This is a genomic window from Kangiella sp. M94 (assembly GCF_054926195.1).
Map to the genome: position 1 here is coordinate 1,178,105 of NZ_CM142903.1, position 21,863 is coordinate 1,199,967.

The 21,863-nt window shown below is 40.0% G+C and carries 22 protein-coding genes; 6 read left to right on the forward strand and 16 right to left on the reverse strand.

The features are described from left to right. Positions 1–24: 24 nt before the first annotated feature. From ACYTXU_RS05350 to ACYTXU_RS05380, 7 genes are all read right to left on the reverse strand, one after another. A complete protein-coding gene (locus tag ACYTXU_RS05350; RefSeq protein WP_462208918.1) occupies positions 25–957 on the reverse strand; it encodes a DNA-binding protein in 933 nt (310 codons plus the stop codon). A gap of 822 nt (positions 958–1,779) precedes the next feature. Beyond that, positions 1,780–2,625, reverse strand: a complete 846-nt coding sequence (locus ACYTXU_RS05355; protein ID WP_462208920.1) for a hypothetical protein — start codon at positions 2,623–2,625, stop codon at positions 1,780–1,782. A gap of 124 nt (positions 2,626–2,749) precedes the next feature. Next, on the reverse strand, positions 2,750–3,085 hold the full coding sequence (locus ACYTXU_RS05360; RefSeq protein ID WP_462208922.1) for an FmdB family zinc ribbon protein: 336 nt from the start codon (positions 3,083–3,085) through the stop codon (positions 2,750–2,752). 31 nt (positions 3,086–3,116) lie between these two features. Then, on the reverse strand, positions 3,117–3,647 hold the full coding sequence (locus tag ACYTXU_RS05365; RefSeq protein WP_462208923.1) for a hypothetical protein: 531 nt from the start codon (positions 3,645–3,647) through the stop codon (positions 3,117–3,119). Positions 3,648–3,773: 126 nt separating this feature from the next. Continuing rightward, on the reverse strand, positions 3,774–4,493 hold the full coding sequence (locus tag ACYTXU_RS05370) for a hypothetical protein (protein ID WP_462208925.1): 720 nt from the start codon (positions 4,491–4,493) through the stop codon (positions 3,774–3,776). Positions 4,494–4,565: 72 nt separating this feature from the next. Next, positions 4,566–6,818: a Mov34/MPN/PAD-1 family protein gene (locus tag ACYTXU_RS05375; RefSeq protein WP_462208926.1), complete on the reverse strand. Its 2,253-nt coding sequence runs from the start codon at positions 6,816–6,818 to the stop codon at positions 4,566–4,568. Then, positions 6,809–7,978 (reverse strand): ComEC/Rec2 family competence protein, encoded by a 1,170-nt coding sequence (locus ACYTXU_RS05380; RefSeq protein ID WP_462208928.1) that lies wholly within the window; start codon positions 7,976–7,978, stop codon positions 6,809–6,811. The genes ACYTXU_RS05375 and ACYTXU_RS05380 overlap by 10 nt, the downstream gene beginning before the upstream one ends. A gap of 339 nt (positions 7,979–8,317) precedes the next feature. On the opposite strand from ACYTXU_RS05380, the gene ACYTXU_RS05385 reads away from it, so the two are divergent. Continuing rightward, positions 8,318–9,226 (forward strand): WYL domain-containing protein, encoded by a 909-nt coding sequence (locus ACYTXU_RS05385; protein ID WP_462208930.1) that lies wholly within the window; start codon positions 8,318–8,320, stop codon positions 9,224–9,226. 57 nt (positions 9,227–9,283) lie between these two features. Here the strand turns inward: ACYTXU_RS05385 and ACYTXU_RS05390 are convergent, their stop codons facing one another. Together ACYTXU_RS05390 and ACYTXU_RS05395 are read right to left on the reverse strand one after the other, a co-directional pair. Then, a complete protein-coding gene (locus ACYTXU_RS05390) occupies positions 9,284–9,820 on the reverse strand; it encodes a hypothetical protein (RefSeq protein ID WP_462208932.1) in 537 nt (178 codons plus the stop codon). Between the two features lie 48 nt (positions 9,821–9,868). Beyond that, positions 9,869–9,982 (reverse strand): hypothetical protein, encoded by a 114-nt coding sequence (locus ACYTXU_RS05395; protein ID WP_462208934.1) that lies wholly within the window; start codon positions 9,980–9,982, stop codon positions 9,869–9,871. A 317-nt stretch (positions 9,983–10,299) separates the two neighbouring features. Here ACYTXU_RS05395 and ACYTXU_RS05400 point away from each other — a divergent pair, with 317 nt between their 5' ends. Continuing rightward, the gene (locus ACYTXU_RS05400; RefSeq protein WP_462208936.1) at positions 10,300–10,542 is read left to right on the forward strand and encodes an AbrB/MazE/SpoVT family DNA-binding domain-containing protein; all 243 of its coding nucleotides are present in this window, start codon (positions 10,300–10,302) and stop codon (positions 10,540–10,542) included. Positions 10,543–10,690: 148 nt separating this feature from the next. On the opposite strand, the gene ACYTXU_RS05405 is transcribed toward ACYTXU_RS05400, so the two are convergent. Then, positions 10,691–11,101: a hypothetical protein gene (locus ACYTXU_RS05405; protein WP_462208938.1), complete on the reverse strand. Its 411-nt coding sequence runs from the start codon at positions 11,099–11,101 to the stop codon at positions 10,691–10,693. A gap of 191 nt (positions 11,102–11,292) precedes the next feature. Here ACYTXU_RS05405 and ACYTXU_RS05410 point away from each other — a divergent pair, with 191 nt between their 5' ends. The 4 genes from ACYTXU_RS05410 to ACYTXU_RS05425 are packed head-to-tail and all read left to right on the forward strand — an operon-like array spanning position 11,293 to position 16,326. Further along, positions 11,293–11,937 carry a hypothetical protein gene (locus ACYTXU_RS05410; protein ID WP_462208940.1) on the forward strand — a complete coding sequence of 215 codons (645 nt, stop codon included), beginning with the start codon at positions 11,293–11,295 and terminating at the stop codon, positions 11,935–11,937. After that, positions 11,927–13,771, forward strand: coding sequence for a hypothetical protein (locus ACYTXU_RS05415; protein ID WP_462208941.1), 1,845 nt, complete (start codon positions 11,927–11,929; stop codon positions 13,769–13,771). Before ACYTXU_RS05410 ends, ACYTXU_RS05415 begins: the two co-directional genes overlap by 11 nt. Next, complete coding sequence (locus ACYTXU_RS05420; protein ID WP_462208943.1) at positions 13,764–14,705, forward strand: AAA family ATPase; 942 nt, start codon at positions 13,764–13,766, stop codon at positions 14,703–14,705. Before ACYTXU_RS05415 ends, ACYTXU_RS05420 begins: the two co-directional genes overlap by 8 nt. Then, a complete protein-coding gene (locus ACYTXU_RS05425) occupies positions 14,689–16,326 on the forward strand; it encodes a hypothetical protein (RefSeq protein ID WP_462208944.1) in 1,638 nt (545 codons plus the stop codon). Before ACYTXU_RS05420 ends, ACYTXU_RS05425 begins: the two co-directional genes overlap by 17 nt. 162 nt (positions 16,327–16,488) lie before the next feature. Here the strand turns inward: ACYTXU_RS05425 and ACYTXU_RS05430 are convergent, their stop codons facing one another. The 6 genes from ACYTXU_RS05430 to ACYTXU_RS05455 form a co-directional block, all read right to left on the reverse strand. After that, complete coding sequence (locus ACYTXU_RS05430; protein ID WP_462208946.1) at positions 16,489–17,262, reverse strand: type IV toxin-antitoxin system AbiEi family antitoxin; 774 nt, start codon at positions 17,260–17,262, stop codon at positions 16,489–16,491. 368 nt (positions 17,263–17,630) lie between these two features. Beyond that, positions 17,631–17,921 carry a hypothetical protein gene (locus ACYTXU_RS05435; RefSeq protein WP_462208947.1) on the reverse strand — a complete coding sequence of 97 codons (291 nt, stop codon included), beginning with the start codon at positions 17,919–17,921 and terminating at the stop codon, positions 17,631–17,633. Between the two features lie 182 nt (positions 17,922–18,103). Next, a complete protein-coding gene (locus ACYTXU_RS05440; protein WP_462208949.1) occupies positions 18,104–18,400 on the reverse strand; it encodes a cyclic-phosphate processing receiver domain-containing protein in 297 nt (98 codons plus the stop codon). A 121-nt stretch (positions 18,401–18,521) separates the two neighbouring features. Next, positions 18,522–19,040, reverse strand: coding sequence for a DUF3592 domain-containing protein (locus tag ACYTXU_RS05445; RefSeq protein WP_462208950.1), 519 nt, complete (start codon positions 19,038–19,040; stop codon positions 18,522–18,524). A 315-nt stretch (positions 19,041–19,355) separates the two neighbouring features. Beyond that, complete coding sequence (locus ACYTXU_RS05450; protein ID WP_462208952.1) at positions 19,356–19,844, reverse strand: hypothetical protein; 489 nt, start codon at positions 19,842–19,844, stop codon at positions 19,356–19,358. A 1,515-nt stretch (positions 19,845–21,359) separates the two neighbouring features. After that, positions 21,360–21,863, reverse strand: a complete 504-nt coding sequence (locus ACYTXU_RS05455) for a hypothetical protein (protein WP_462208954.1) — start codon at positions 21,861–21,863, stop codon at positions 21,360–21,362.

The window sequence follows — 21,863 nt, forward strand, 5'->3', positions numbered from 1 at the left end:
TTAAACGCTAGCTTTCAGACTTGGCTACTTCCTGTTTTTTGCGAGTTTCTTGGGCGATTTCAATTCCTCAATCTCATGCTCTAGCAGCACAACGGAAGTGTTTAGCTCATTGTTTTCTTTGGTTATAGCATCAAGTTGCGCTAGTAGCTCCTCTCTGTCAGTACTGGCTGACTGCACCTTTTCAGTTAACGTTTTTAATGAGTTTTGAAGTTCGCGCTGTGACTTGGCCAACAACCGCTTTTCGGTGATTAGCTCAGCGTTCTGACGGTTCAACTGCGTGAGTTCTGACTGTTGAGAGGCAATGGTTTGCCCCAGCTTTCGCTGCTCTGCTCGCAATCCCGACACTTCTTCAGCGTGCTTGCGCTCTTGTTGATCACGTTGTTCTTTGGCGGATTCGCGGAAGTGGCTCAAGTTGTCATAACTGTGTTGCAGACTCTTCTCCAGATCGATAATTCGTTCATCTTTTTGTCGACAAACGGCTGTAAGTTCTTTCAAGTCACTTTGAATACCTTGCAACTCAATGTTCAGTTGCTCACTCTCACGGCTGGCAGTATTGAGCTTCGCCTGTAGTGAGTGAATGTTCTCACTTAGAGCTTTATTTTGCTCTGTGGCTTGGCTTAACGACTCCTCAAGTCCTGACTTTTCTTGATTCCAGGCCTGACGCTCATTCTCAAAAGCTTGCTCCATGTCTTCAATGGTTTTATTCGCTTCAGCGTTGAGCCTGGCAGCAAGCTGGCTTACCAGGTGCCCAATGGCGTCGGAGACTTTGACCTCGGTGAGTGTACCGTTAGTACGGGTCTTTTTAATATCTTTGAGGTATTTTGAGATGGTGGTTTTGGAGCCTGTGTTACCCAGCTCAGCTCGTATTGCATCAATTGATGGGTTATTAACACCCTGTGAAGTCAATGACTTATATGCTTTTTCAACGTCATATTGAGAAATACCGATGCGCGCCATTTTTGAAACCTCTGATTATTTTGTACTGCATGGTGTAATATGTATATACATACTATTTCTATACTCTTTACATGTCTATAGCTTTCGATGTTTCATTTTGGATAATAATAGATTATCTATTGTGATAGACATTTTTGGACGATATGATGAGATAAAGTCGTACATAACACGCATATATGCCCGATTCTAAAAATACTGATTTAGTGAGTTTTTACGTCAACGCAGCCAAATGCCTTACGAAAACTATTTTCTGAAAACCAATCTCTTCGTATTAATATCAAAATACTACTAAGCGTAGTTCATGATCCCTATGAATGTTAAATTAATTTAGTTGCAAACCCAAAATGAATGTTGTATTTATTCATGGATTTGCCTAGTGATTAAGTCGAATAGCTCATCCGCTAATGCTAGAACCTTCTTGAAGGCTGAATTAAAAGATAGCTCATCATCAATGTCGAACTCAACTTTATTGGTCCTATAATATTCCAGATTGTCCGTTTCAAAGTGTTTTAACTTTTCTGGAATAATTTTAACTTTGTCCTTGATCGGAGCGGGATCAAAACTTGCTTTTAAGAACTGATGCTCACCACAATGAACATCTATCCAAATAAAAACATCTTCACCTAAATAAGCCCATTCTTTCTTATAGCAATAAAAAAAGTTCGTCTTCCTTCATCAGTGTCGTAATTAAAATATCCTTGGTATTTCCTATTAAGCCAAGATTTTATAATATCCTCATCACGATATGCCGATAGCTCTTCGAATACTGAGCGATGTACTTGGTAAACATGAAGCAGATCTAACTCTCCGCTATCAATATCTTTAAAGGGATTGAATGCTGTCCTGCCTGCCTGAACTGTAGCCTAAGTCCATGTATCCCTGCTCTTCTAGCTTCAAATAATAGCTAATGGCCTGATGAATACCGAAGTTATTATCTTCAGGATCTATCCCTTTAAGATAGACCTTGGGATCAGTGACCATATCCTCGACATACCAACGGTGGCCTTTAGGGAGATATCCTTGATTTGTATAGGGTATAAATTGACCACCTTCTGTAAGGTTGTTAACTACTTTTGAAGGAAGGTAATACCCAAATGGCGGTATCTCATTTTTATAGCATAATCCAACACATGCGGTTAAATAGGCCCTTGTTTTCCAATAACAGGCGCTATCAAAACTCACGAAATCATATCGATATATGTATTTGTCACCAATTGCTTTGATCAAGCTTTCAAAAATCAGCAGAACACTGTCATTCCAGCAGGGATTTTCAGGGGATAGGACATACACCCTTTCCACGTCAGTCGGCCTTTGTTTAATACTTTTAATATGCTGCTCAAATTCCGGGACATTCTTATAAAACCCCTTAACCTCATAAATAGTGTCGGAATCACCATCCAGCCACTCTCTTTTAACCCCAAACATGTCGCATGCCTTTTCCAGAACATCTTCTGTCAGTTTTTCGAGTAACCGTTCATTAGAGTGCAAATCGGGCAGCTCGATGCCACCATCGAAAAATCGTGGGATCTGGTTTTGGTGAACACCATGATTTTCAAATAATGCCAGGAACCGCCTGATAATTATCGGTTGAGTGTTTGGCTCATTCTTGCCAAAGAATTTTTTGAATCTATCAAAGATAGATAGCCCTGCTGAAATTTCTCCAAGCATGTTTATTATTTGCTCAATTAATAGTCATGACTTGAATATATAACAAGGACTTGGATCTTGTAATAGTTAGCAACAGTTTTTTGCATACTTTTATAATTAGCGAATTTCTAACAATCAAAGGTTGTTAGTCGATCAATATGATACGGCTGTTGTCCTGATTGATATCGTCTGAACGGCATTTTGGGCAGCGAGGACGCGCATTTAGCGAGTAGTTTCCACCGCAAGCACACTTACCTGTAACTGCTGTCGTAAGCTTGGGTTCATTATCACTCAACTCTGGGTCCCACTCGTAGTCAAAACTATGATAGCCCCACAGTTCCATCAGCAACTCATCAGGAGCTAACAGCTTTTCCTTACCACAGTCCTCACAATGAGCAACATGGCCAGCCATGATTGGACCTTGGGTGAACTCGAATTCATGCTTACAGCTGTTGCACTGATATTGATAAAGCTTGCCCATAAATGCTCCAAATGGCCTGAAGGAAATAGAATTATTGAGGTTTGCTAGTAAGTTCTGACCAGTCTACTTTATCGGAGATTATTAATTTGCCCTGGCCAAAGCGCTCTACATAATAAAAATATTTGTAATTCCTATAGCCACTACCAATCACCTTCACTTCCCAACGGTGCTCAGCAAAAAGGTCGTACGCGACTTTTTTCCTATTCCTTACGTCGAAGCCGAGCCCCGGTGGCATCCCCGCCTTATGCAGAGAAACCTCGATGTCTTCTTTTAGTGAATCAGATGGATGCAAGTACCTATCGTGTGGAGGATACAAAAAAGAGACCACAAGAGTACCTATAAAACTAAAGAAAAGTAGTGAGAAAAAATGTTTTCTCTTCTTTTTGAAAAGTAGAAATATGAGTGGAATTAATATCGCCAAGCTAATGCCGAGCGATATTACTATGTAAATAAGCTGGTTATAAACTATACCGAGGCCCCAGCTGTAAGGCGCGACAATATAGAAGACACCGGCTCCAACGAGTAGTGCGAGTAATGCCTGTATTACAAAGTCCTTAATCAAGATGAGTTCTCAATTATTCTTGCGCCACCTTAGTCAGTGGAAGTGGTGGTTAATAAAAAACCAACTCTTCCATACAGTAACAACATCGATTGCTATTCGCTGAACTAGGCCATAGCAGCTAGCTGATCATAATTCACATACAGCCATAAGGCGCAACGCGTAACTGTCAGCCGCATCACGAACCCAAGACTCATTGACAACAAATAACCACCAAAACAACATGCTCATAGAAAATACAACTGCCGCATACTCCAAAGCATGTTTTTTTATATCAATATATTCAGTGCTAGGATATAAATTCAAAAATATTAATAAAATTGAAAGAGATGAAAATAATATACCAGACCATTTTATTCCAAGACAGTTTCTTCTAAATCCGTATGATATGTTTTCTTTAAATAATAATCGGTAAGTTTCTGTATCTCTAGTTTTTTCGAGCAACCACCTTATGGCCGAATCATAATACTCATTTGCCTTATCTGGATTGTTCTTTTCATCTGCCTTAGTCGGTGATTGCCAGTGGGTGATGTTTTTCGACAAATACTTGTGATATCTGTTTTTTGTATGCTGATCCAATGTGCTATCACTATGTCGCAATATGATAGTTGTAGGCTTCCCTCCCCATAAGGCGTATAGCCGTTTTTCAGTTTCCCTGCCTTTGTGTCTTGAGTAATGCGCTAATAAAGTAATAAAGCCACATGCTACTATAGTGCTCAGCAACGTAGCCACAAGATTGTAGAGAGATGGAATAACAATGTATGAAGTTACAATAAGAGGTAACAATGCCAGGAGTGATGGCTTAACTCGTGCCCCCAAGCTATATTTGTCGAAAATATTAGACAACATTCATGTTTCTACCATATTTGTTAAAGCTATTTAAATAGTAGCTTCGAGCAGTTACTGGTATATAAAGTAGATTTATTCAAAATCTATTTCGCTACCCTTCCCATCAATATAAAAAGCAAATGACATATCAGAAACAATCAGCATTAATGCAGGCAACCCATCTTCTTTTAAAGCTGTATTCAAAAAACTAAGCTGATGAATGTCGGCTTGACTTTGTTGCGGTGATAAACCTCTGGGATGAGAATGCCATTCCCCAACATATGTCACTACACCTCCAGTTCGTTCAAGGCTGTTGTTCAACAATTCATTTGACTGATATTCTCCCCTTTTAAAGCTAGTAGGTGTTGAATCACTTTTTTCAGGAGCACTACAAGCTTTCACCAATGTAATAGTTTTGGCCTTTTGATCTACTATACCAAATAAAACCCCACCTGTTTCATTAGGAAGCGCTTCATCCCGAAACATTTTTATCTCACTTAAAAAACCATCATCCCAACTGACCTCCCAACCTGAAATCACAGTAGATTTTGCAGGAAATACAGCTATGTCATAAGGTGTAACACCGCTAAGATCATCCTGATACTCCCAAATGCATATTTTAGCTGAGCTATTTGAAACGCTTTTTCTTATTTGTCTGGATAAAATTGCAGCATGAAGGTGAATTAACTCATCTGATATGGCAGCAGTCGCCTCCCGGCATCCAGCTCCAACCCAAAACTTTCCCAAATGTCCAGTTAGGTGCCGCGCTCCCCATCCGCTATTTAATATAGCTCTATAATATTGCGCCTCTAGACTATTACACCGAATGCTTCTTTCTTTATCCTCTAATAAAAGTACCGCAGACATTCCCGAGGGAGTAATAAACACATTTGCAGTTCTAGGAAAATTGTCTCGTTTAGAGATTTTTCTTGGCACATACAAAGTTGTCGTCGTATCGACAAGGAGTTCAGACTCTTCAACTCTGCTTACTACTTGGGGGGCATCCGAAACGACACTACCAACAAGATGTTTTGTGGAATTATGACTATCCAATTCATGTATATTAGCAACAATAGAATCCACTACCATCGACTTTGGAAAACCCACGTTATTGCGTGATGTGATATGACGAGTGATATTATGGGGTTTGAGTATATCATCGTCTATGTACGTCCACTCCCCCCAACATTCGCGCCCCCATATTTTTGCAATCATTCCACCTAGAGCTCCTACACCCGCAATAATTCCATTAGGACCTAAGTCATCTCTAGATATCCCTGAATACTGTCTAATATCCTCAGGAGTCGGATAAGAGTATACACTTATAGGAAAAATAGGGATATTCTCCCATTCATCACCGTCGGATGTTCCTAGCACGTCTCTATACCACTTGTTTTGTTTGGGTGCTTTAAACAAAACGCTTAGCTTTTCACCCAGCATTGCGTAAGGCAAGTCAACCATAAAGCCCTGTATTTCAACTTTTTCAACGACATTGTTACGAATTCTCGGCACCGCTATCAACAAAAGTATAAATTCTTTTACCTGATTATTTACACTAACCCCATCTTCAGTAACTTGCGCCAGAATAGCACTCTTTAACTGCTCTACAACCCCTCTCCCCTTTTTTTTAAGGAGCGTTTGGAGCTGACCCAATGTATACGGATATTCCTCCACAGGGCCATTTTCGACAGGTTCCAAAACAACTGGAACTGTCACACAAGAAGGTTTGTTGCTTATATTTTTATCCGCATAACTACCAATTAATGTTGTTAGATTATTACTCTCAACCATGGTAAAAGAGAGGCAATTCTGTTTAACTACTTTATCACTGAAATAATTATTAGGTAGGACTACACTGTAAGGGCTTGAAAAAAAAATTTGCTCTATAGGTTGATCTTTGTCATGAATTCTTCCGTTTGCCGTCTCCCTGAGCCACCAGAAAACTCGCTTTATAAATAACTCTGGGGTCCAGGACCTTTCGACAGAGGACCAGGGTTCTATATACAAACATAAGGATCGGGGTTCATTTTCCAAAACGTGATTTTGATGGATCGTTACTGGAAAATCTTTTCTTAGCGCCCTAACTTCCCAAATAAAATCTTTATCAGGAGTATATGTTATAGACAACCGCTCCATTCGATGTATACCAGCTTGATTATCTACATCAAAAGTACCGTCAGCAAACTCCGCTATTATTGACTGCGTATTGTTATCTGAATTAGATTTTAATTCGAGTACTACACATGAAGAATTATCCAAACAAGCCTGATAAACACTCTGAACAACAGGATCTAACTGATCAGCCGTGATGAGTTGACCACCCCAATCAAAGAAATCTACTTGCATGCGCCAGCTCTTGGAGGCGAACATGACAAAACTGATGCTGCTGCTGAACTTGCAACAGTAATTTTAAAGCCACTGGTAGTTACCTCAAAGTCTAGCGGCTTAGGGTTGAATTTGTTCGGCTCTTCCCCTGTGCATTTAAAGATCCCCGACACCCCTAATATTTCACGATATTCTCGCTTTGCACGTATACAAGGAGGGTCAATCTTATCGTCAAGGATTGGTTTGCTGCTTGAAACTATAAATGCCCCGTAGTTAGCATTTGAAAGAGCTTTCCGAGCTTTGGGTGAAACTGTTGCCTCTTCACCATTATCAGACCAACTATCATGCGAAAGGCTCCGCCAAGAGCAATGATGTGGAGCCAAAAGTAGGTCATAAGCTAAATCTTCAGAGCTATAATTAGCAGCTACCCTCTCCCAAATTGTTACATCTGCATCTCCACCACAAAGAAATGTACTAATGGCGTTCCCATGCATGTTGCCTTTAATCTTAAAGCTGATTATGACGCTTGAGTTGTTTTTAGATAGAATAGCTTCGGATTCATCGTCTTGTTTAGTAAAAGGAGCAATTAAGGTGGAGTTCAGATATGCGGTAGCTGTTTTATTGACACCATTAAATACTTGCCCATTACGGATTAAAATTGGTTGTAACTCATCTGTTTTACCATTTTCGTCTTCACCGAGAATCAAAAGCCTATCACCATCCCTAACATTGAAGTTTGATTTCTTATTAATTTCAACTCTACGCTTTGCTTCTGAGTTAAAAGCTTTAGCATCATCGCAAAGAACATGATTTTTTGAAGCACGTCTAAATACCATCGGAGATGACCACATCTCACGAATGATAATCCTCTTTTCATTTTGAGGCTTAAAATCATCAGGGTAATCATCAATTGGCCCCAACCAGAAATGAGTGCGCAAGCCTAAGCAATGATCTTTATCTGGATGTGTTAAAAGCATTGCGTCTACATAGGGCCTGTTGTTGTCATCGTTATTAATTCTATCTCTAAGATACTTGCCAACATCAGGCGTGAAGTCCTTTGAATCATCAGCTGCTGTCCTAATATTGCAGTCGATTAAGAGGCTTGTTCCTTTTTCATCAGCAAGCTTGATTAATGTCATATCTCCATTATCTACAGGGAAAAATGTGATTGTAGCTGTCATAGTCTAATTACCTCCAGCTCTATAAAAATAAGTTTCTTATGTTATTAGGCTTATAGAACCTTAGCAGGCAACATAAGATGGTGTGCGGGAACTAACTTACTGAAAGAGTAGATGGGACTGGAGATGGGAGATACGTTATCTCGAGCTTATTTCAAACAAAACTTCAGATTCTGTAGAACTAACCGCTTCCTATGACTCACCGGCAACTACTAAATATTATTAGTGATTACTGGTTATCATTAATCGCACCATACCTCATCAAAATGATAATGTCAATTAAAAGTATATAGTATATATTTTGTATATTAGTCTACAGGGCGCTTTTTAAAAGGAGAAAATATGTTTGTACCCGCATCCAACCTTGACCTTGGTGAATATTCGGTTAATCAACTAGAGAGACTTGCTTTTATTGAGTACTCGGCATACTTTCTTGGTGAGGTCGGCAGGAAGATTCTTCAAGACAGGTTCGGTATAAAAGAGGCTGCAGCATCAAGGGATCTAACTCTTTATAATGATATCGCTCCAGGTAACATCACATACAATCCTAGATTACGCTTTTATGAACCTAGCTCCAGTTTTAAATGTGTTTTTAAGTATTCAACCGATCGATTACTTTCAACTATGGCAGAAGGCTATGGTGATGGTGTTAAAAACGATAATAACTCCCCCATCACATGTGAAGCTCCTAGGCTTAGTCAACCCGATCAGAGGGTATTGTCATTTGTTACCAGAAGTTTAAATTTACAAAAACCATTAGAAATCACGTACCGCTCGCTAACAAGTGGTGAAACACGACGTGAGATTATCCCCCATGCTTTAGTAGATAACGCACTAAGGTGGCACGTTAGAGCATATGATCGAAGAAGGGACCGCTTTACGGATTTTGTTATAAATAGAATTTCAGAGCCAAGTTTTAGCCAAATCACAGATATTAAAGAACATGAAACACAGAAATTTGATAAGCAATGGAATACTGAAGTCACTTTGGAGCTCGTGCCGCACCCTAGAGTAAGTCATAAAGAGACAATTGAAAAAGATTATTGCATGAAGCAAGGAGTACTAAAAAAGCGAGTCCGAGCTGCATTAGCTGGTTATGTACTAAGACGCTGGAATGTGGATTGCTCATCAAATCACGAGTTAGAAGGCGAAGAATATCATTTGCACTGTCAAAATATAGAAACGCTGAAAAAACTTAGTGAGCTGGAAATATCTACCTTAACCCTCGCTCCAGGTTTTAAGAAGGACTGATATTACCCCTTAATAATGATAATTGTTTGCTCCAAATGATCTGAATGGAAAGAATGATTACTGAGGTTTTCTATTATTAAGTTCGGACCAATTTACTTCCTCTGAAATGATTAGTACACCGTGGCCAAAGCGCTCAATGTAGGTGAGCGTTTTGTGCTTTAGCGGATCATTGCCTGAAATCCTAACGGTCCATTTATGCTCGGCAAAAAAATCAAAAGGCTGCTTGGTTCTGTAGCCTACCCTTATTCTTAAATCTGCAGGCATGTCCGTTTTTTTATGCAAAGATGCCTTGATGTCTTCACGAATAGAGTCTGATGGCAGTGTTAACCTCTTACTTGAAGGGTATAGAAAAACCATTAACACTATGCCGATAAAACTAAACAGAAACGTGGAAACCAGGTGTTTTTGCTTCTTTTTAAAGAAGAAAAGGATGGATGGAATTAAGATGGCCTGGCTAATAGCAAGAGATAGAGCGGCATAGATAGGCTCTTGTATAAAGATCCCGAGTCCCCAGCTATGAGGCGCTGTGATATAGAACACACCAGCTCCGACGAGCAGTGCAAGACATGCCTGTATGGCAAAATCCTTAGTCATAATCTTCCTCAATCGCACCAGCCTCACGATACTGAGTTAAACTGGCGGTTAATGAAAAGCAACCCCTTCCATAAAGTGACTACCATCAACCGTAAGCACATTGGTGTAGATCTCGGTGCTTTTCACCGAGCTGTGACCTAACATCTGGCTGATCACTTTCAAGGGTCGTCCATGTAATACTAAATGAATCGCAAAGCTGTGTCGAAAGGTATGACTGTAAGCACCGCATCAAACTGACCACCCCGCCAGTATCAGTTGACCACCCCTACCGGCATGTCCTGACCAGACCGCTTGCCAAAACTGACCAGAAAAACTCTACATAAAGTGCACCGAAGGACCCTTTTAATTCGCAATGGATTAATCTGGGAATGTATGTTGCTGCCAACTTACCGGAAGTGGACAGTCGCTACTGCACGATGACATAATTGTTTAATGCAGTCTTTATTACTGCGGCTAACTGATTTAAACAGGAGGATGACATGCCCACGCTAGTATTAACAAAAGTTGGAAACTCTGTTGGTCTGGTGATCCCCGAGGATCTGCTTCTGGCTTTAAACCTTGAAATTGGCTCTAAAGTTGATGTTACTCAGGTTGGTAATTCACTCCTAGTCAAACCTACGAAAAAGCTAGAAAACCTTCATGATCTGGTAAAGGATATGAAGAGAGAGCAACAACACGAAGAGACGTTTGCTGATAAACCGATAGGCAAAGAAATTATTTAGTTCGCACAGATTCCAGTAATCGGAAAATTTCCAGCTTCAATATATAGGGCGGCAAATTTTTAGACGTTAACAATCCTGATATACGCTGTTCCGATTTGTGCCTCTTAAGAGAATGGCAACAAGCCGATAGACGCAGCTAGGTAATCAACTAGAGTTGTTGAAACCTAGCGATCAATTCCTCTCGAAGTGGCTGGATTTCGTAGCTCAGCCGCCCCTGCCCTTCAAATCGTTTCATATCTCGTTCTAGCTCTTCCGTGCTTTGCCAATAAGATTTCTTTTGTCGGCGTATATAGTGAAACCACAAGGGGGCATGGGGATCCTGAATCAGTGCTTCGCGCAAACTCAGCAACGTTTCCTGAGAAATGGATGTTTTAAGCTCACTGATGGGGTTGCCGTCCAACTTGACTAGATCTCGTATCAGCGCAAACAGTACTAGATCGGCAAATCGGTAACGACGAGGTTTAGAAGCTGAAGGATCGTACAACTCATGCCAATGATCAAAATTAGATTTTGAAATATCCAATAATGTCACCGCAAAGCTGCGGGGAATGTGAGCCATGGAGCCTTTACCTTTAGATATTAAAAAGCCATCAACTTTCAGATATTCGTCTGAAAATTTCCGATAAACGAAGATTAAGCAAGAGATAAGTTTGCGGGTAAACTTTTTAAGTAAAGGGAGTGATTCACTCCATATCCCTCAGTGAGAGATCGACACTCTCTCCTGAGGGGGCTCCAAAATGGTCGAACAAAATGCTTGATCTTCGAAACCCGCAACAACAGATTACCAAAATCGGATTTAAAAAGAAATGCGACTTTTACCAGTGTGGCATGTTGAAATATAACGGTGTGGCCGACTTTCACTCCTACCACGAACTCCTGCATGCCCTTTTGTTAGAGTCCGATCCCGATGTCACGCGTTTTGTACCTCAGCCGTTTCGCTTGCCCTGGAGGCAAAACGGTTACGTCCCCGACTGTTATATTGCTAGAGGCTCTCAACGTCTTATTGTCGAAATAAAACCTGAAGGAAAGTTTCCCAAAGAAAGAGGTGAATGGGTCAGTCGTTTCTGTCGACCTCATGGGATCGAATATTGTGAAATTACAAATGAGTCCCTAATGGCTCGAGAAGTTAAAGCTCGTAACTGGTTCTGGATAGTCAGCTACCTGCGAGCCTGGAAGGACTTTGACAGCACAAACCAAATCAAACAACTTTATGAACAGCTCGTCGATGCTGATGCTATTGAATTAGGTTCACTTATTCCGTACTACAAAGATAAAGAACAAACATTGGATCTTCTGGCCTTATTTCGAATGGCTCATCGGGGACAATGTGAGCTTGAGTTAGACTATTCGAGCTTGAATCCAGATACTATTGTGAGGTTGGTTAATGCTTCGTAAACATCAAGAGTGGCTAACGACTCACCCAGAGTACCGTGATTTAGATCAATGGCCAACGATTGACTTAAGCCTCATTGAGCCACAGTATCATGCCCAGGTAAGGCGCAATCTGGCTGTAATGGGTGCGTATCTGGACGGAGGATCCATTAATGACATTGCGCAAACATTCAACCTGTCTCAACAGGCCGTGTATGCGTTAACGCATAATGCACTTGATTCCTCTCTAAAGTCGCAACCTCAACTGTCGAAAGCTTTGATACCTTACCAGGTCAGAAAGCCACATCGGCGCACGAAACGGTTACCCTCTCTGACTACCCCCTCTGGTTCTGCTTGTTCATTTGGATGTGTTATGCAGTCTGTTGAAGGTTTGGAAAGCTTTTTACTCAAAAAAATTAAAGCTAAGCTTCAGCATAAAGAAAATTGCGATAATTATACAATTACAACCTTACATCAAGACTATTTACAGTATTTGCGAGATCATCAATGGCCCGTAGATCAATATCCTTTCACGGTAATCTCCCTAGGGTATCAATCATTTCGATCTTGGTTAATCGAAAAAGAAAATGAATTGCAGGCTTTTGTCTATCCGAAGAGAATCATACAGCCAAAAATCTTGGTTGAGTATTTGCTAGAGGAACTTCAGCTAGATGAGCAATTGACTGATGCTATGAGTAAAGTTTGGATCGAGTACGATGGACAATTCTTTCCGGTTCGCTTGGCACGTTGCAGTCTAATCTTAATGATCGACAAACGCTCCGAGTTAATTGTTAGTCACTATTTAGTCGTCGATAGATTCTATGATCAAGATGATATCCTACATATGCTACAACAACTTGTTTATCCAGAAGATAAGGAGCAAAGCTATACCAACAATGAGCAGCAGTCTTTAACTGTCGAGCAGAAGGACTTGATTGATGCACTGCCACAAATCCAAGTGGGACAAGTTGCTTTGGATAATGCGTTGGCGCATTTAGCTGATAGTGTTCGTCAACTTATCGTCAATGAATGGGGTGCCGTACAAAACTTTGGATTAGTTAAAGTGCCCAAGCGGCGTAACCTTATAGAATATGCGTTTAATCGACTGAATAACCCCGTTCACAGACTTCCATCAACGACCGGCTCGCACATTTATGATCCAAAGCGAGAGCCAGCGCATCAAGCTAAAAAGGCACCTCGAATACAGTTAAAAGAGCTGGAAGCCATGATCAGTCTGGTGATTGCCGAAACCAATCAGAAAGCAAGAAGTAACTTAGGCTGCAGTCCACTTGAGAAAGCGACTCAGCTTTTTCATGAAGGAGCTTATTGGTTCCGCCCCGCGCCCCCCCCTAAACGATTTGGGTACAGTACACGATCAAGAATCGTAACCCTTCATGTCAATACCGCCGAAAAGAGGCGACCTTACTACAATTTCGATCGTGTTCGGTATACATTACAAAATATGGAGATAAAATTGAACCACTCGATAAAGGTGAGAGTTTGGTATGACTCGAGAGACATTCGGAAAATGGAAGTCACTACGCTGGATGGAGATAATATCGGCATTGGTTTAGCGGCTATATCTTGGCAACGTCACCCTCATTCCCGCAAAACACGCCGCCGCACCTTAAAACATACCAAGGATTCCAACAGATACAGAACCGACCCACTCGGGGCTTACGTTAATAAAATAGTTAAGCATCGTGACTCCCCAAAATATGCCCTGGAGATGGTTCGGGTTAGCCGTGAAATGAATTTCAAATCCAGTCCTGAGGAACAAGAAAGTGGCATAAACGAGACACAAAGCGGTTTATCCAATAAGCGCAATAAATTTACTTGGAGTAGTAGTCATGTCTAAACTAGGTACCAGCTTCTACGATCATCCTATCTTTACTCCTCAAGCATTTCGAGTTCCCACACGAGCTGAGAAAATTCTTCTCGATCAATTGCATAATCATCTTTGGACAGGAAAACCAGGGGCTTTTTTTCATGGGCCACCAAGGATCGGAAAGACCACCTCTTTTTTGAATGTAAGAAATAGTATACAGGCACGCTCAGGTGTACATTTGCCGGTCTTATATACGTCCATGCCTCCACGTGATAAAAATACTATACGCGAGGTTCATTATAAGTGTCTGACACATACTGGATTGTCATTCAATCGACGGGCAACATGCAATGAGTTAGCCAATACGTTAGTTGCGCATTTGATAGAGTTAAGCCATTTAACTGAACATAAAACAGTCATCTTAATTGTTGATGAAATACAGAGACTAACACCTAAGCAAATAGAAGTATTCTCAGAGTTATACGATACTTTATATGAATATAACTTACGATTATGTGTATTTATGATCGGAAATAGTTCAAGTTACCACTTATTATTATCTGACCTTGAACTTGATAGTAATGAGTCCATTCGAGGGCGCTTCTTTACCGAGCAGCATAAATTTAAAGGGATACATTCAAAGCAAGATGTTGAGTTTATTCTAAAACAGTACGATAAATTACGGTATCCGGAAGAAACGGGTCCAACTTATACGGAGTTTTTCTCTGAAAAAGAATTCAACAATGGATTTCGTTTAGCTCAGCTGTCTTCCATCATCTGGGATACGTTTAATACTTATCGCAAGCAACTGAAAATATCATCTTGGCCGGCGCAATACTTTTTCAGCGCGCTTAACCTGTTATTGCCCGATTACTTATATAAATACGGCGCAAAAAATTTTGAGCCAGATATGATTTCTGCATGCATCGAAGCTTCAGGATTACTTCATGCGCCCTATCAGTGATACCGTTATCAATACTGGGTATTGGTTAAGCCAGCCTTTAGAATCCTGGTACTCAGTAATGATACGTCTATTTCATTGCAATCCCAGCTTGACACTTCATGGCTGGGAAATGTTTTTAAACGATAACAAGGCATGCTCTACAGAAAAGATGTTCGACCTACTAAAGGATCTCTATCTTAAGCAAGCGGAGATTTTGCCGGAACACAAACAGGAGCTTGAAAGGCATTCTCATCAAATCCCAAATGGTAAACCTCAACTCTGCCAAGAATGCGGTAACGCTGGGTACCACTCTTACCTATTTCAGTTCCCTTGGCTTCATACCTGCCCGTTACACTCAAAACCGCTTGAGTCATTGTGCAAAGAGTGTAATCGGCCATGGGGAAACTGCAAAGAATTTTTTAAGCATCACTGCCAGGCATGTGGTTTAAAGCCTCTTGATGAGTATTTGGTCTTGCAATATAACTTAGGCAAGCAGGATTTCGCAGGTCTTCTTACATTATCAGAACATGTAGACAAGTTGGCAAAATCATCAGTTCTTTGGTTTTGCTGGGATCAATACGAAGATCTTGTTTTTTCAAGAGAAAATAAAATGAACATGAGGCCATCGGATGAAGATTTTGCATCAGTGATGTTACACCTTTATCCGAAGGCTACCATCGCCCTTGAACCTTATTTAACCTATCAGGCCACGACTCATAAACAATGGTTGGTAAAGTCCACCCAGTGGCAGCCATCAGATATATATGAGGATTGCCCGAATAGGTATACTAGGATCCTAAGCCATAATCATTTATGCCCTGAAATTTACGGGCATATTATCCAATTACCTCAACAGATGGTTCTAGCTAGACAGAAGGCGATAAAACGAGTTCATGAGTTATTGAATGAAATCCACCCTAAAACACACTCACTTCATAGGTCTGATATATCTTCCATAATGTCTATCGAGAGTGACTGCCCTCTTTGCATTGCATTTAGTTGTTGGTACTCCATCCTATTGGTTGATAATCATAGCTGGTATATACCACCTGATGACCCTGAACAAAATTTCTTATACTTTGATGGTATTAAGAATTATCCGAAGACTCCAACACCCTGTAAATACCTTGCTACTGAGGAGAGCTATTACGAAACACCTATAGACTTCCAAGCGTTCATGTATGAAATAGATTTGTTGCAATGCTTTCTTCAAGTTTATGAGTATATTGCCACTTCCTACGTTCAGGTTATCAAGTCTTACCCGAGAACGGTTTATATTGCTGACCTTGAAAACTACTTAACGCACGTTAAACCAAGCCAAGATGGTCAAGCATACTTTCAATTACACAATCATTGTTTGGATGGCTACTTTCCTAATAGCTATCTGCCCGAGGCATTTACTCTAAAAAAGTTTCCAGAAATCATAGAAATGCTGAAGAAAAATAATCCACACTTTTTTTACATGAATAAAGAGCTCTATCGAGATGGACTCACTTCTGTTCAATACCAAATGCTTGGTTTATTGTTTGTCCATAATCAATTTAGAAATCACTATGTGGGATACTCACATTTTTTGGAATCGAACTTTGAAAAGATACGAGCATTTTTGTCAAGGAGGGGTCAAATAGCGAATACCTGTTAGACGAGTTGATAAGTCATCTAATAATGCTCTGAGAACCAACTTATAATGATCTGAAAGTAAGAGTTGAGTTTAACTGTAATCCTTCCATAAAACTGGAGCAGTTATAAGCAGAAAATTTCGTTACACTACACGTAGAGCAGTTTTGTTTGTTGCTGATACCCACTATCCATGGTTTTCTTCGATTTCCTTGGGGACGGTTATTTTATATTTCGGTACATATACACCATTTTTAACGATACTACGTTTACCATGCCCTAAATCCAGCTCATCTATTTTTATATAATCAAACCAGGCATGACCAGCTTTTTCAGCCATATACAAGAATAAACGCTTCGCTTTTACTGAGGTGCAATTCATTAGTAACTTGTTTACGTTAGCTGGCCTTAAATTATTCACCCCCTCCATTAGTTCATACACTTCTAATAAAGGCTGCTTCTGGGGAGCCTGATATAAACACTCAAGTATAGCTCTAGCTGGACTAGAGACTTTCACTTTAAACCCTTTGTGCTCAAAGTCTATTAGTCCTATATCTGGAGATAAAAATGATGAAAGCGTGGTTTTTAGCTCTAACCCCCAATCGTATTTTCTAAACCAACTAGGTAGATTTTCATGTTCACTTCCAAAGAGTTGAGCTCGTTTGGCAGATACTTCTAAATAATGAGATTTACCCTGAAGTGATAAGGCCGTCTTCTCTCCTGGGTGAACAGACAGGCCAAGCTGTGATTGCAATGCGTATACTCCAGCAAGATAGTCTACTTTCTTACCGTGGCGCACTAGTGCGCCAGTGCCTATAGAGTCAAACCATTTTCTTTTTCTATAGCGCTTTTGCAAATCGTAGCTATAACCCTCTTTAGCAAGCCATGAATATGTTAAAACAACATCTTCTGGCTGACTACGGAGAAGGCGGTTTAATTTTGAATCATTTAAGGTACTCATAGTACCTATAGTAGCACTTATTTAAACTTTCCCAAGCCCGGTGGTCTAGTCAGGAGATTATAGTATAGGTGGTCAACTGATACTGGCAGGGAGGTTGTTTAGCGGCGGTGGGTATAACACGAATTCTACTGGGAAACTTTAAAGCTGTTATTTGAATTGTATCGTGCCAACCAGGACCTTGTTCTTTGCTTGCCCAATATTCGAACTCTTCCCAATCACATACACAGTCATGAGATTCCAAATAAATTCTCAAGACTTCTTTGATAATTTTCCCTTTTTTTAGCAACGAGAGCTTGGATTTCTTGCTGGTTCATGAAGCACCTAACACCGCCCATAAGCGATTTAAGAGAGTGAATTTGATGCTCTTGTTAGATTGCATTTATGACGCCATCTTTTTGTAACCATGAAACTGCTAGCCCACATATTGAACAAGAGAACCCACAATCTTTGTCATAATGTAAATCATTGTTAATCCAGTATTTTATACCGTTTATTGTTGCGAGCTCACTTGCATACTGAGGTGTTGCACCTTTGCTTAAATGGTGAATAAATTTAAACTCACTACCACCAGGACTCACTTCTATAAAGATAGCGCCTGCGATTAGCAGTGGTGTAATTGCTGGTGCAATATGTGGACATGGTCGTTTCATGGTTTGCATTTCAATCTAACATTATAGTATCGGACATTAAGGTTTAATGGATATTAGCAATATCAATACGTTAGGGAAAGAACAGATTAGAACATGGCTCTCCCTCTGCGTAGTAGCATGCACAGGGGCTGAAATGTACTAAGTTACGCTGAGGTTCGATTCTCCAAGCAATATTTCAAGTGTATGATTTGCTATTTATCTTTACTATGCGCATAAATACTTTTAATGCCAAGCTCCATTTTTTGACGAGCAGACGAGTTTGCTGAGTGCACTTTTATTCTTGGAGGTGAAAAATTGTTTACAATTACTTGCTCTTCTATCCATAACACGACATCGTAACCAGTACCATGTGCATCATCACCGAGATCGTGATCGAGACTGATTTCTTCAACTAATCCAGATTTTAAAAGTTCAATTGCCTCTTCAGGCCAGTAAACTCTTTTCCATCCTACTGGCGTTTCTCTTTCATCATCAAGATAGACTTTCAAAAATTCTCTCCCAAATTACACATTACTCCAAGTTCGCATTTCCAGTTTTATCGATTCATTACCACAATAAGTTGAGTTTGTGCAGGTCCAAAACCTATTGTTATTTGTTAGTGTCGAAATTTTAGACCTTCGCCAAGATTGTGATTGCTACGTAAAGACACAGCGCAGCTGCTAACAGCCCAATACAAGTACTACAAATTCCATAATTGCTAACCCCTCGGAACACCACAGATCGTCCGTGATTGTCGGGGTCAAAATATACAGTAAACCTTTCGCCTGGATCCGTTTCTCCAATAAAGTCTAGCACGTGCATAGGCGCAGTTAGATGTGAGTTTCCCATCAGCGCATCCATCCAATACATTCTATTACCAGTATAACTAACTCCTCGAACCTCATATTTATATGATATCTCTGGTCTATAAATATGACTTACTTCCTTTCTTCCATCATTGTAGGAAACGTTCTCTGAGTATGATATGACATTCTTTATCATTACTGCCTCAACCGGCACCCAAAACATGGATTTATAAGATCTGAAAACATCATAAATAGAATAAATTAAGACATACACTCCAATAATAAAGAGTATCACAGCAATGATTTTTACTACTATCGAATCTGGGCTTAACTCTATTACCATTTATTAATCCTTGCTCGCAATAATACCTCTAAGCTTGCTGATTTTGATAGCATAATGTTTGAGCTCAGCCCGCTGGCCAACGCGCCTTAGAGAATGGTTATGAGCCGACGCTCATTGGTTTCCACTCTCCGCCCGAGCCGTGATAGGTCTCGGCCTCTTTCGCTATCCGAATTGCTCTCTTCAAATCAGTTGGAAGCTTGATCTTAATCGTTCTCCGAATGAAGTGCATTGCGGACAATCTGGCATGTCAATCCTTACGGCTCATAACGCCAAGCTAAAAGGCACCAAAGGTGAGGAACGAATTTAAGCGTCTTGTTATGTTTTGCTGAAGTCTTCAATAACTTTACCACTACCAAAAAATTCAAGCTCGCATGCTGTATGCACATAAACACCCGATATCATAAGCCTCTTTCCTTTTTGAGGTAACTGTTCAGGTATAAAAAATAACTCTATAGATTCTCTCGATGAAATTTTAGCAGGTAAAGTATTAGAACTTTCTAATACCAATGCCTCTGGAAAGGCAAGCCTAGTATCGTCATCCGTATTTAGCGTAAATCCAGCCTCAATTATTGTGAGGTCAAACTTGCTAAGGTTTACGACTTTAAGTCCAATTGTTTCAAAGTGACGATTCTTATGAATTCCATTTTCGGTAATACCTCTAGTTTTTCCATCGGGCATCCAGTGAAATGACAACGGTTTAACCCTAAGACAAACTTTTTCTTTACTTGTATCTCTAAAAAGATTATGGAGCCCTAACGCTAATCCACCCAGCGCACAAATACTAATGATAATATCTTTAATCATAAGAGATAACTACTATTCGACACGAAAACATGACGCTTGCAGCATGCGCGCCCACGGAATGGAGCCGAAGGCGCAATGTAGTGGGAGTCGCTGTGCCTGCACTGGTTATGTTTCATTCTACTCCGACACTTAACGTTATATTAAGCCGCTTAGGAACTACATACCTTTGCCTTCCTTGTCCTAATCTTTTACTAGAACTCTTACTTCAAGGTCATAGCTATATCTAGTCACGGTTTGCGGTGGAAAGTCAGCCCATAACACATATGAACCTGCATTAAAATACGTGCCATGGGCTTTCGACCCCCACCTTATATTTACAGGCCACTCATTCCTGCCATAAATATCCGGCTGACTGGTAACCAGGTTCGATATTCTTTTGTTATCTAGATTCTTAATATGCAGATATATTCTAGTTTTATCCCTATCAACTCGGAAATTAAGCCTATTGTTGTTAGGATTTTGATTGCTCACATGTAGCCTAGCAATCGTTTCCCATCTATTATCATCAGCCTTTTCAGCGAATGCTAATGAATTAAATAGTGTCAATGAAGTAACTGCTAGTAGTAATAGAAAAAATACTCTAATCATAAGTCAGCCCTTTTATATTTTACGCGCGTTCTAGTCTCTGCAGCCTCTAATTCGAGATTGGTAGTTACTACGACACTGTCGCCTTTGTATGTCATTCGATGCACTACTAAGGCATGCTGATAGGCGATAACGTGCAGTTTGACGGCATGCTAGGCACCTTTGAGTTGTACACGATTTTGGTAGGTCGGAGTTTAACTCTTCCATTAATATATCAATTAATATCACATCTGAATCAGAGTAGCCTTTCTGCTCCTTTTTCACTTCTTCAGCAATTGTTAATGAAGTAAATAATGTTAATGACACCGCTGTTAGCAGTAATGCACTAAAATTTCCAATCATAATTTATTCCTTTTAGGTTTTAGTTGAGATTGCGGTGACCACTAACTTCCACCAATTGTTGCAGCACTAGCAACTCTTTGGAAACATAACATTATATTACCGGACATCACCGATAACCCTTTAATTACAAGTTGTTTATTTTTAATGTCCGCTTTCACGACTAATACCAGGTAAATCGGACATTAATATCGTACTTTCTTCAATGGATAGTAGCAAAATCAATGGCTTAGGGAAAGACAATATTAGAATATGGATCTCCGTATACACTTCAACCTGCTAAGTTGGCTAGTTGCCCAAGTGACTCATCTCATCGTAGGGGGGATGCTAGAGCCCAGGCCAAATAACAAAGCTTCCCTTTGTCAGGAGGATTGGTACGGACAGGTATCTCTACAAGATAGGTGAAATCTTTCGGACAATCCTCGGGAAGGCGCGGAGATTAAGCCGAAACGCTTCGGAAATTGGCCGGCCCATTAATATCGAAGATATTCAAATTAAATGATGCTATTTTTAAATGGATTCCTACTATTTGATATTCTCATATTAATTGTATGTTCTGACTAACTAATAGAAATTACATCATAAACCTATTTATTGAACCTCAACAACTTCAATAATTTCGGTACTAATAAATGTTCCTTCCGCTATATATATGTAAAGTTTAGAGTAACCTGGCTCTCGGAATATTATCACTTTATGTTTGTGAGGTATAAAAGAGCTGAACCAAGGCTTTAGTTGTTTGGGTTTATAAACTTTAATTATATGGTTAACTTTGTTGTTGTTTATATATTCCGATAACACAACATCAAAGTCATCCGGTTTATTAATATATCGCTCATCAAATGGGTAAGCTATTACAACAATCAGTGAGCCTAAAACAAAAAGCACCATTGAAACCATTATTTTATTTACTTTTTTTGAGTAGTGAAATGTAAGAAATGCTGAAATTATTACAGTCAAACAAATGGCGACAGGCTCAGTCCCATATCCGCCCCAATCTCTTTCACCTGGAGCAACAAGATAAAATATTATTGCTCCAAGCGCGATGTAAATTAAGTAGTTAACAATAGTTTTTATTAGCTCTTGCTTATCCAA

Excerpts from the sequence above, each read along its gene's own strand:
- ACYTXU_RS05350 (WP_462208918.1), bottom strand. The coding sequence starts at position 957 with ATGGCGCGCATCGGTATTTCTCAATATGACGTTGAAAAAGCATATAAG.
- ACYTXU_RS05355 (WP_462208920.1), bottom strand. The coding sequence starts at position 2,625 with ATGCTTGGAGAAATTTCAGCAGGGCTATCTATCTTTGATAGATTCAAA.
- ACYTXU_RS05360 (WP_462208922.1), bottom strand. The coding sequence starts at position 3,085 with ATGGGCAAGCTTTATCAATATCAGTGCAACAGCTGTAAGCATGAATTC.
- ACYTXU_RS05370 (WP_462208925.1), bottom strand. The coding sequence starts at position 4,493 with ATGTTGTCTAATATTTTCGACAAATATAGCTTGGGGGCACGAGTTAAG.
- ACYTXU_RS05375 (WP_462208926.1), bottom strand. The coding sequence starts at position 6,818 with ATGCAAGTAGATTTCTTTGATTGGGGTGGTCAACTCATCACGGCTGAT.
- ACYTXU_RS05380 (WP_462208928.1), bottom strand. The coding sequence starts at position 7,978 with ATGACAGCTACAATCACATTTTTCCCTGTAGATAATGGAGATATGACA.
- ACYTXU_RS05385 (WP_462208930.1), top strand. The coding sequence starts at position 8,318 with ATGTTTGTACCCGCATCCAACCTTGACCTTGGTGAATATTCGGTTAAT.
- ACYTXU_RS05390 (WP_462208932.1), bottom strand. The coding sequence starts at position 9,820 with ATGACTAAGGATTTTGCCATACAGGCATGTCTTGCACTGCTCGTCGGA.
- ACYTXU_RS05400 (WP_462208936.1), top strand. The coding sequence starts at position 10,300 with ATGCCCACGCTAGTATTAACAAAAGTTGGAAACTCTGTTGGTCTGGTG.
- ACYTXU_RS05405 (WP_462208938.1), bottom strand. The coding sequence starts at position 11,101 with ATGGCTCACATTCCCCGCAGCTTTGCGGTGACATTATTGGATATTTCA.
- ACYTXU_RS05410 (WP_462208940.1), top strand. The coding sequence starts at position 11,293 with ATGCTTGATCTTCGAAACCCGCAACAACAGATTACCAAAATCGGATTT.
- ACYTXU_RS05415 (WP_462208941.1), top strand. The coding sequence starts at position 11,927 with ATGCTTCGTAAACATCAAGAGTGGCTAACGACTCACCCAGAGTACCGT.
- ACYTXU_RS05420 (WP_462208943.1), top strand. The coding sequence starts at position 13,764 with ATGTCTAAACTAGGTACCAGCTTCTACGATCATCCTATCTTTACTCCT.
- ACYTXU_RS05425 (WP_462208944.1), top strand. The coding sequence starts at position 14,689 with ATGCGCCCTATCAGTGATACCGTTATCAATACTGGGTATTGGTTAAGC.
- ACYTXU_RS05430 (WP_462208946.1), bottom strand. The coding sequence starts at position 17,262 with ATGAGTACCTTAAATGATTCAAAATTAAACCGCCTTCTCCGTAGTCAG.
- ACYTXU_RS05435 (WP_462208947.1), bottom strand. The coding sequence starts at position 17,921 with ATGCAAACCATGAAACGACCATGTCCACATATTGCACCAGCAATTACA.
- ACYTXU_RS05445 (WP_462208950.1), bottom strand. The coding sequence starts at position 19,040 with ATGGTAATAGAGTTAAGCCCAGATTCGATAGTAGTAAAAATCATTGCT.
- ACYTXU_RS05450 (WP_462208952.1), bottom strand. The coding sequence starts at position 19,844 with ATGATTAAAGATATTATCATTAGTATTTGTGCGCTGGGTGGATTAGCG.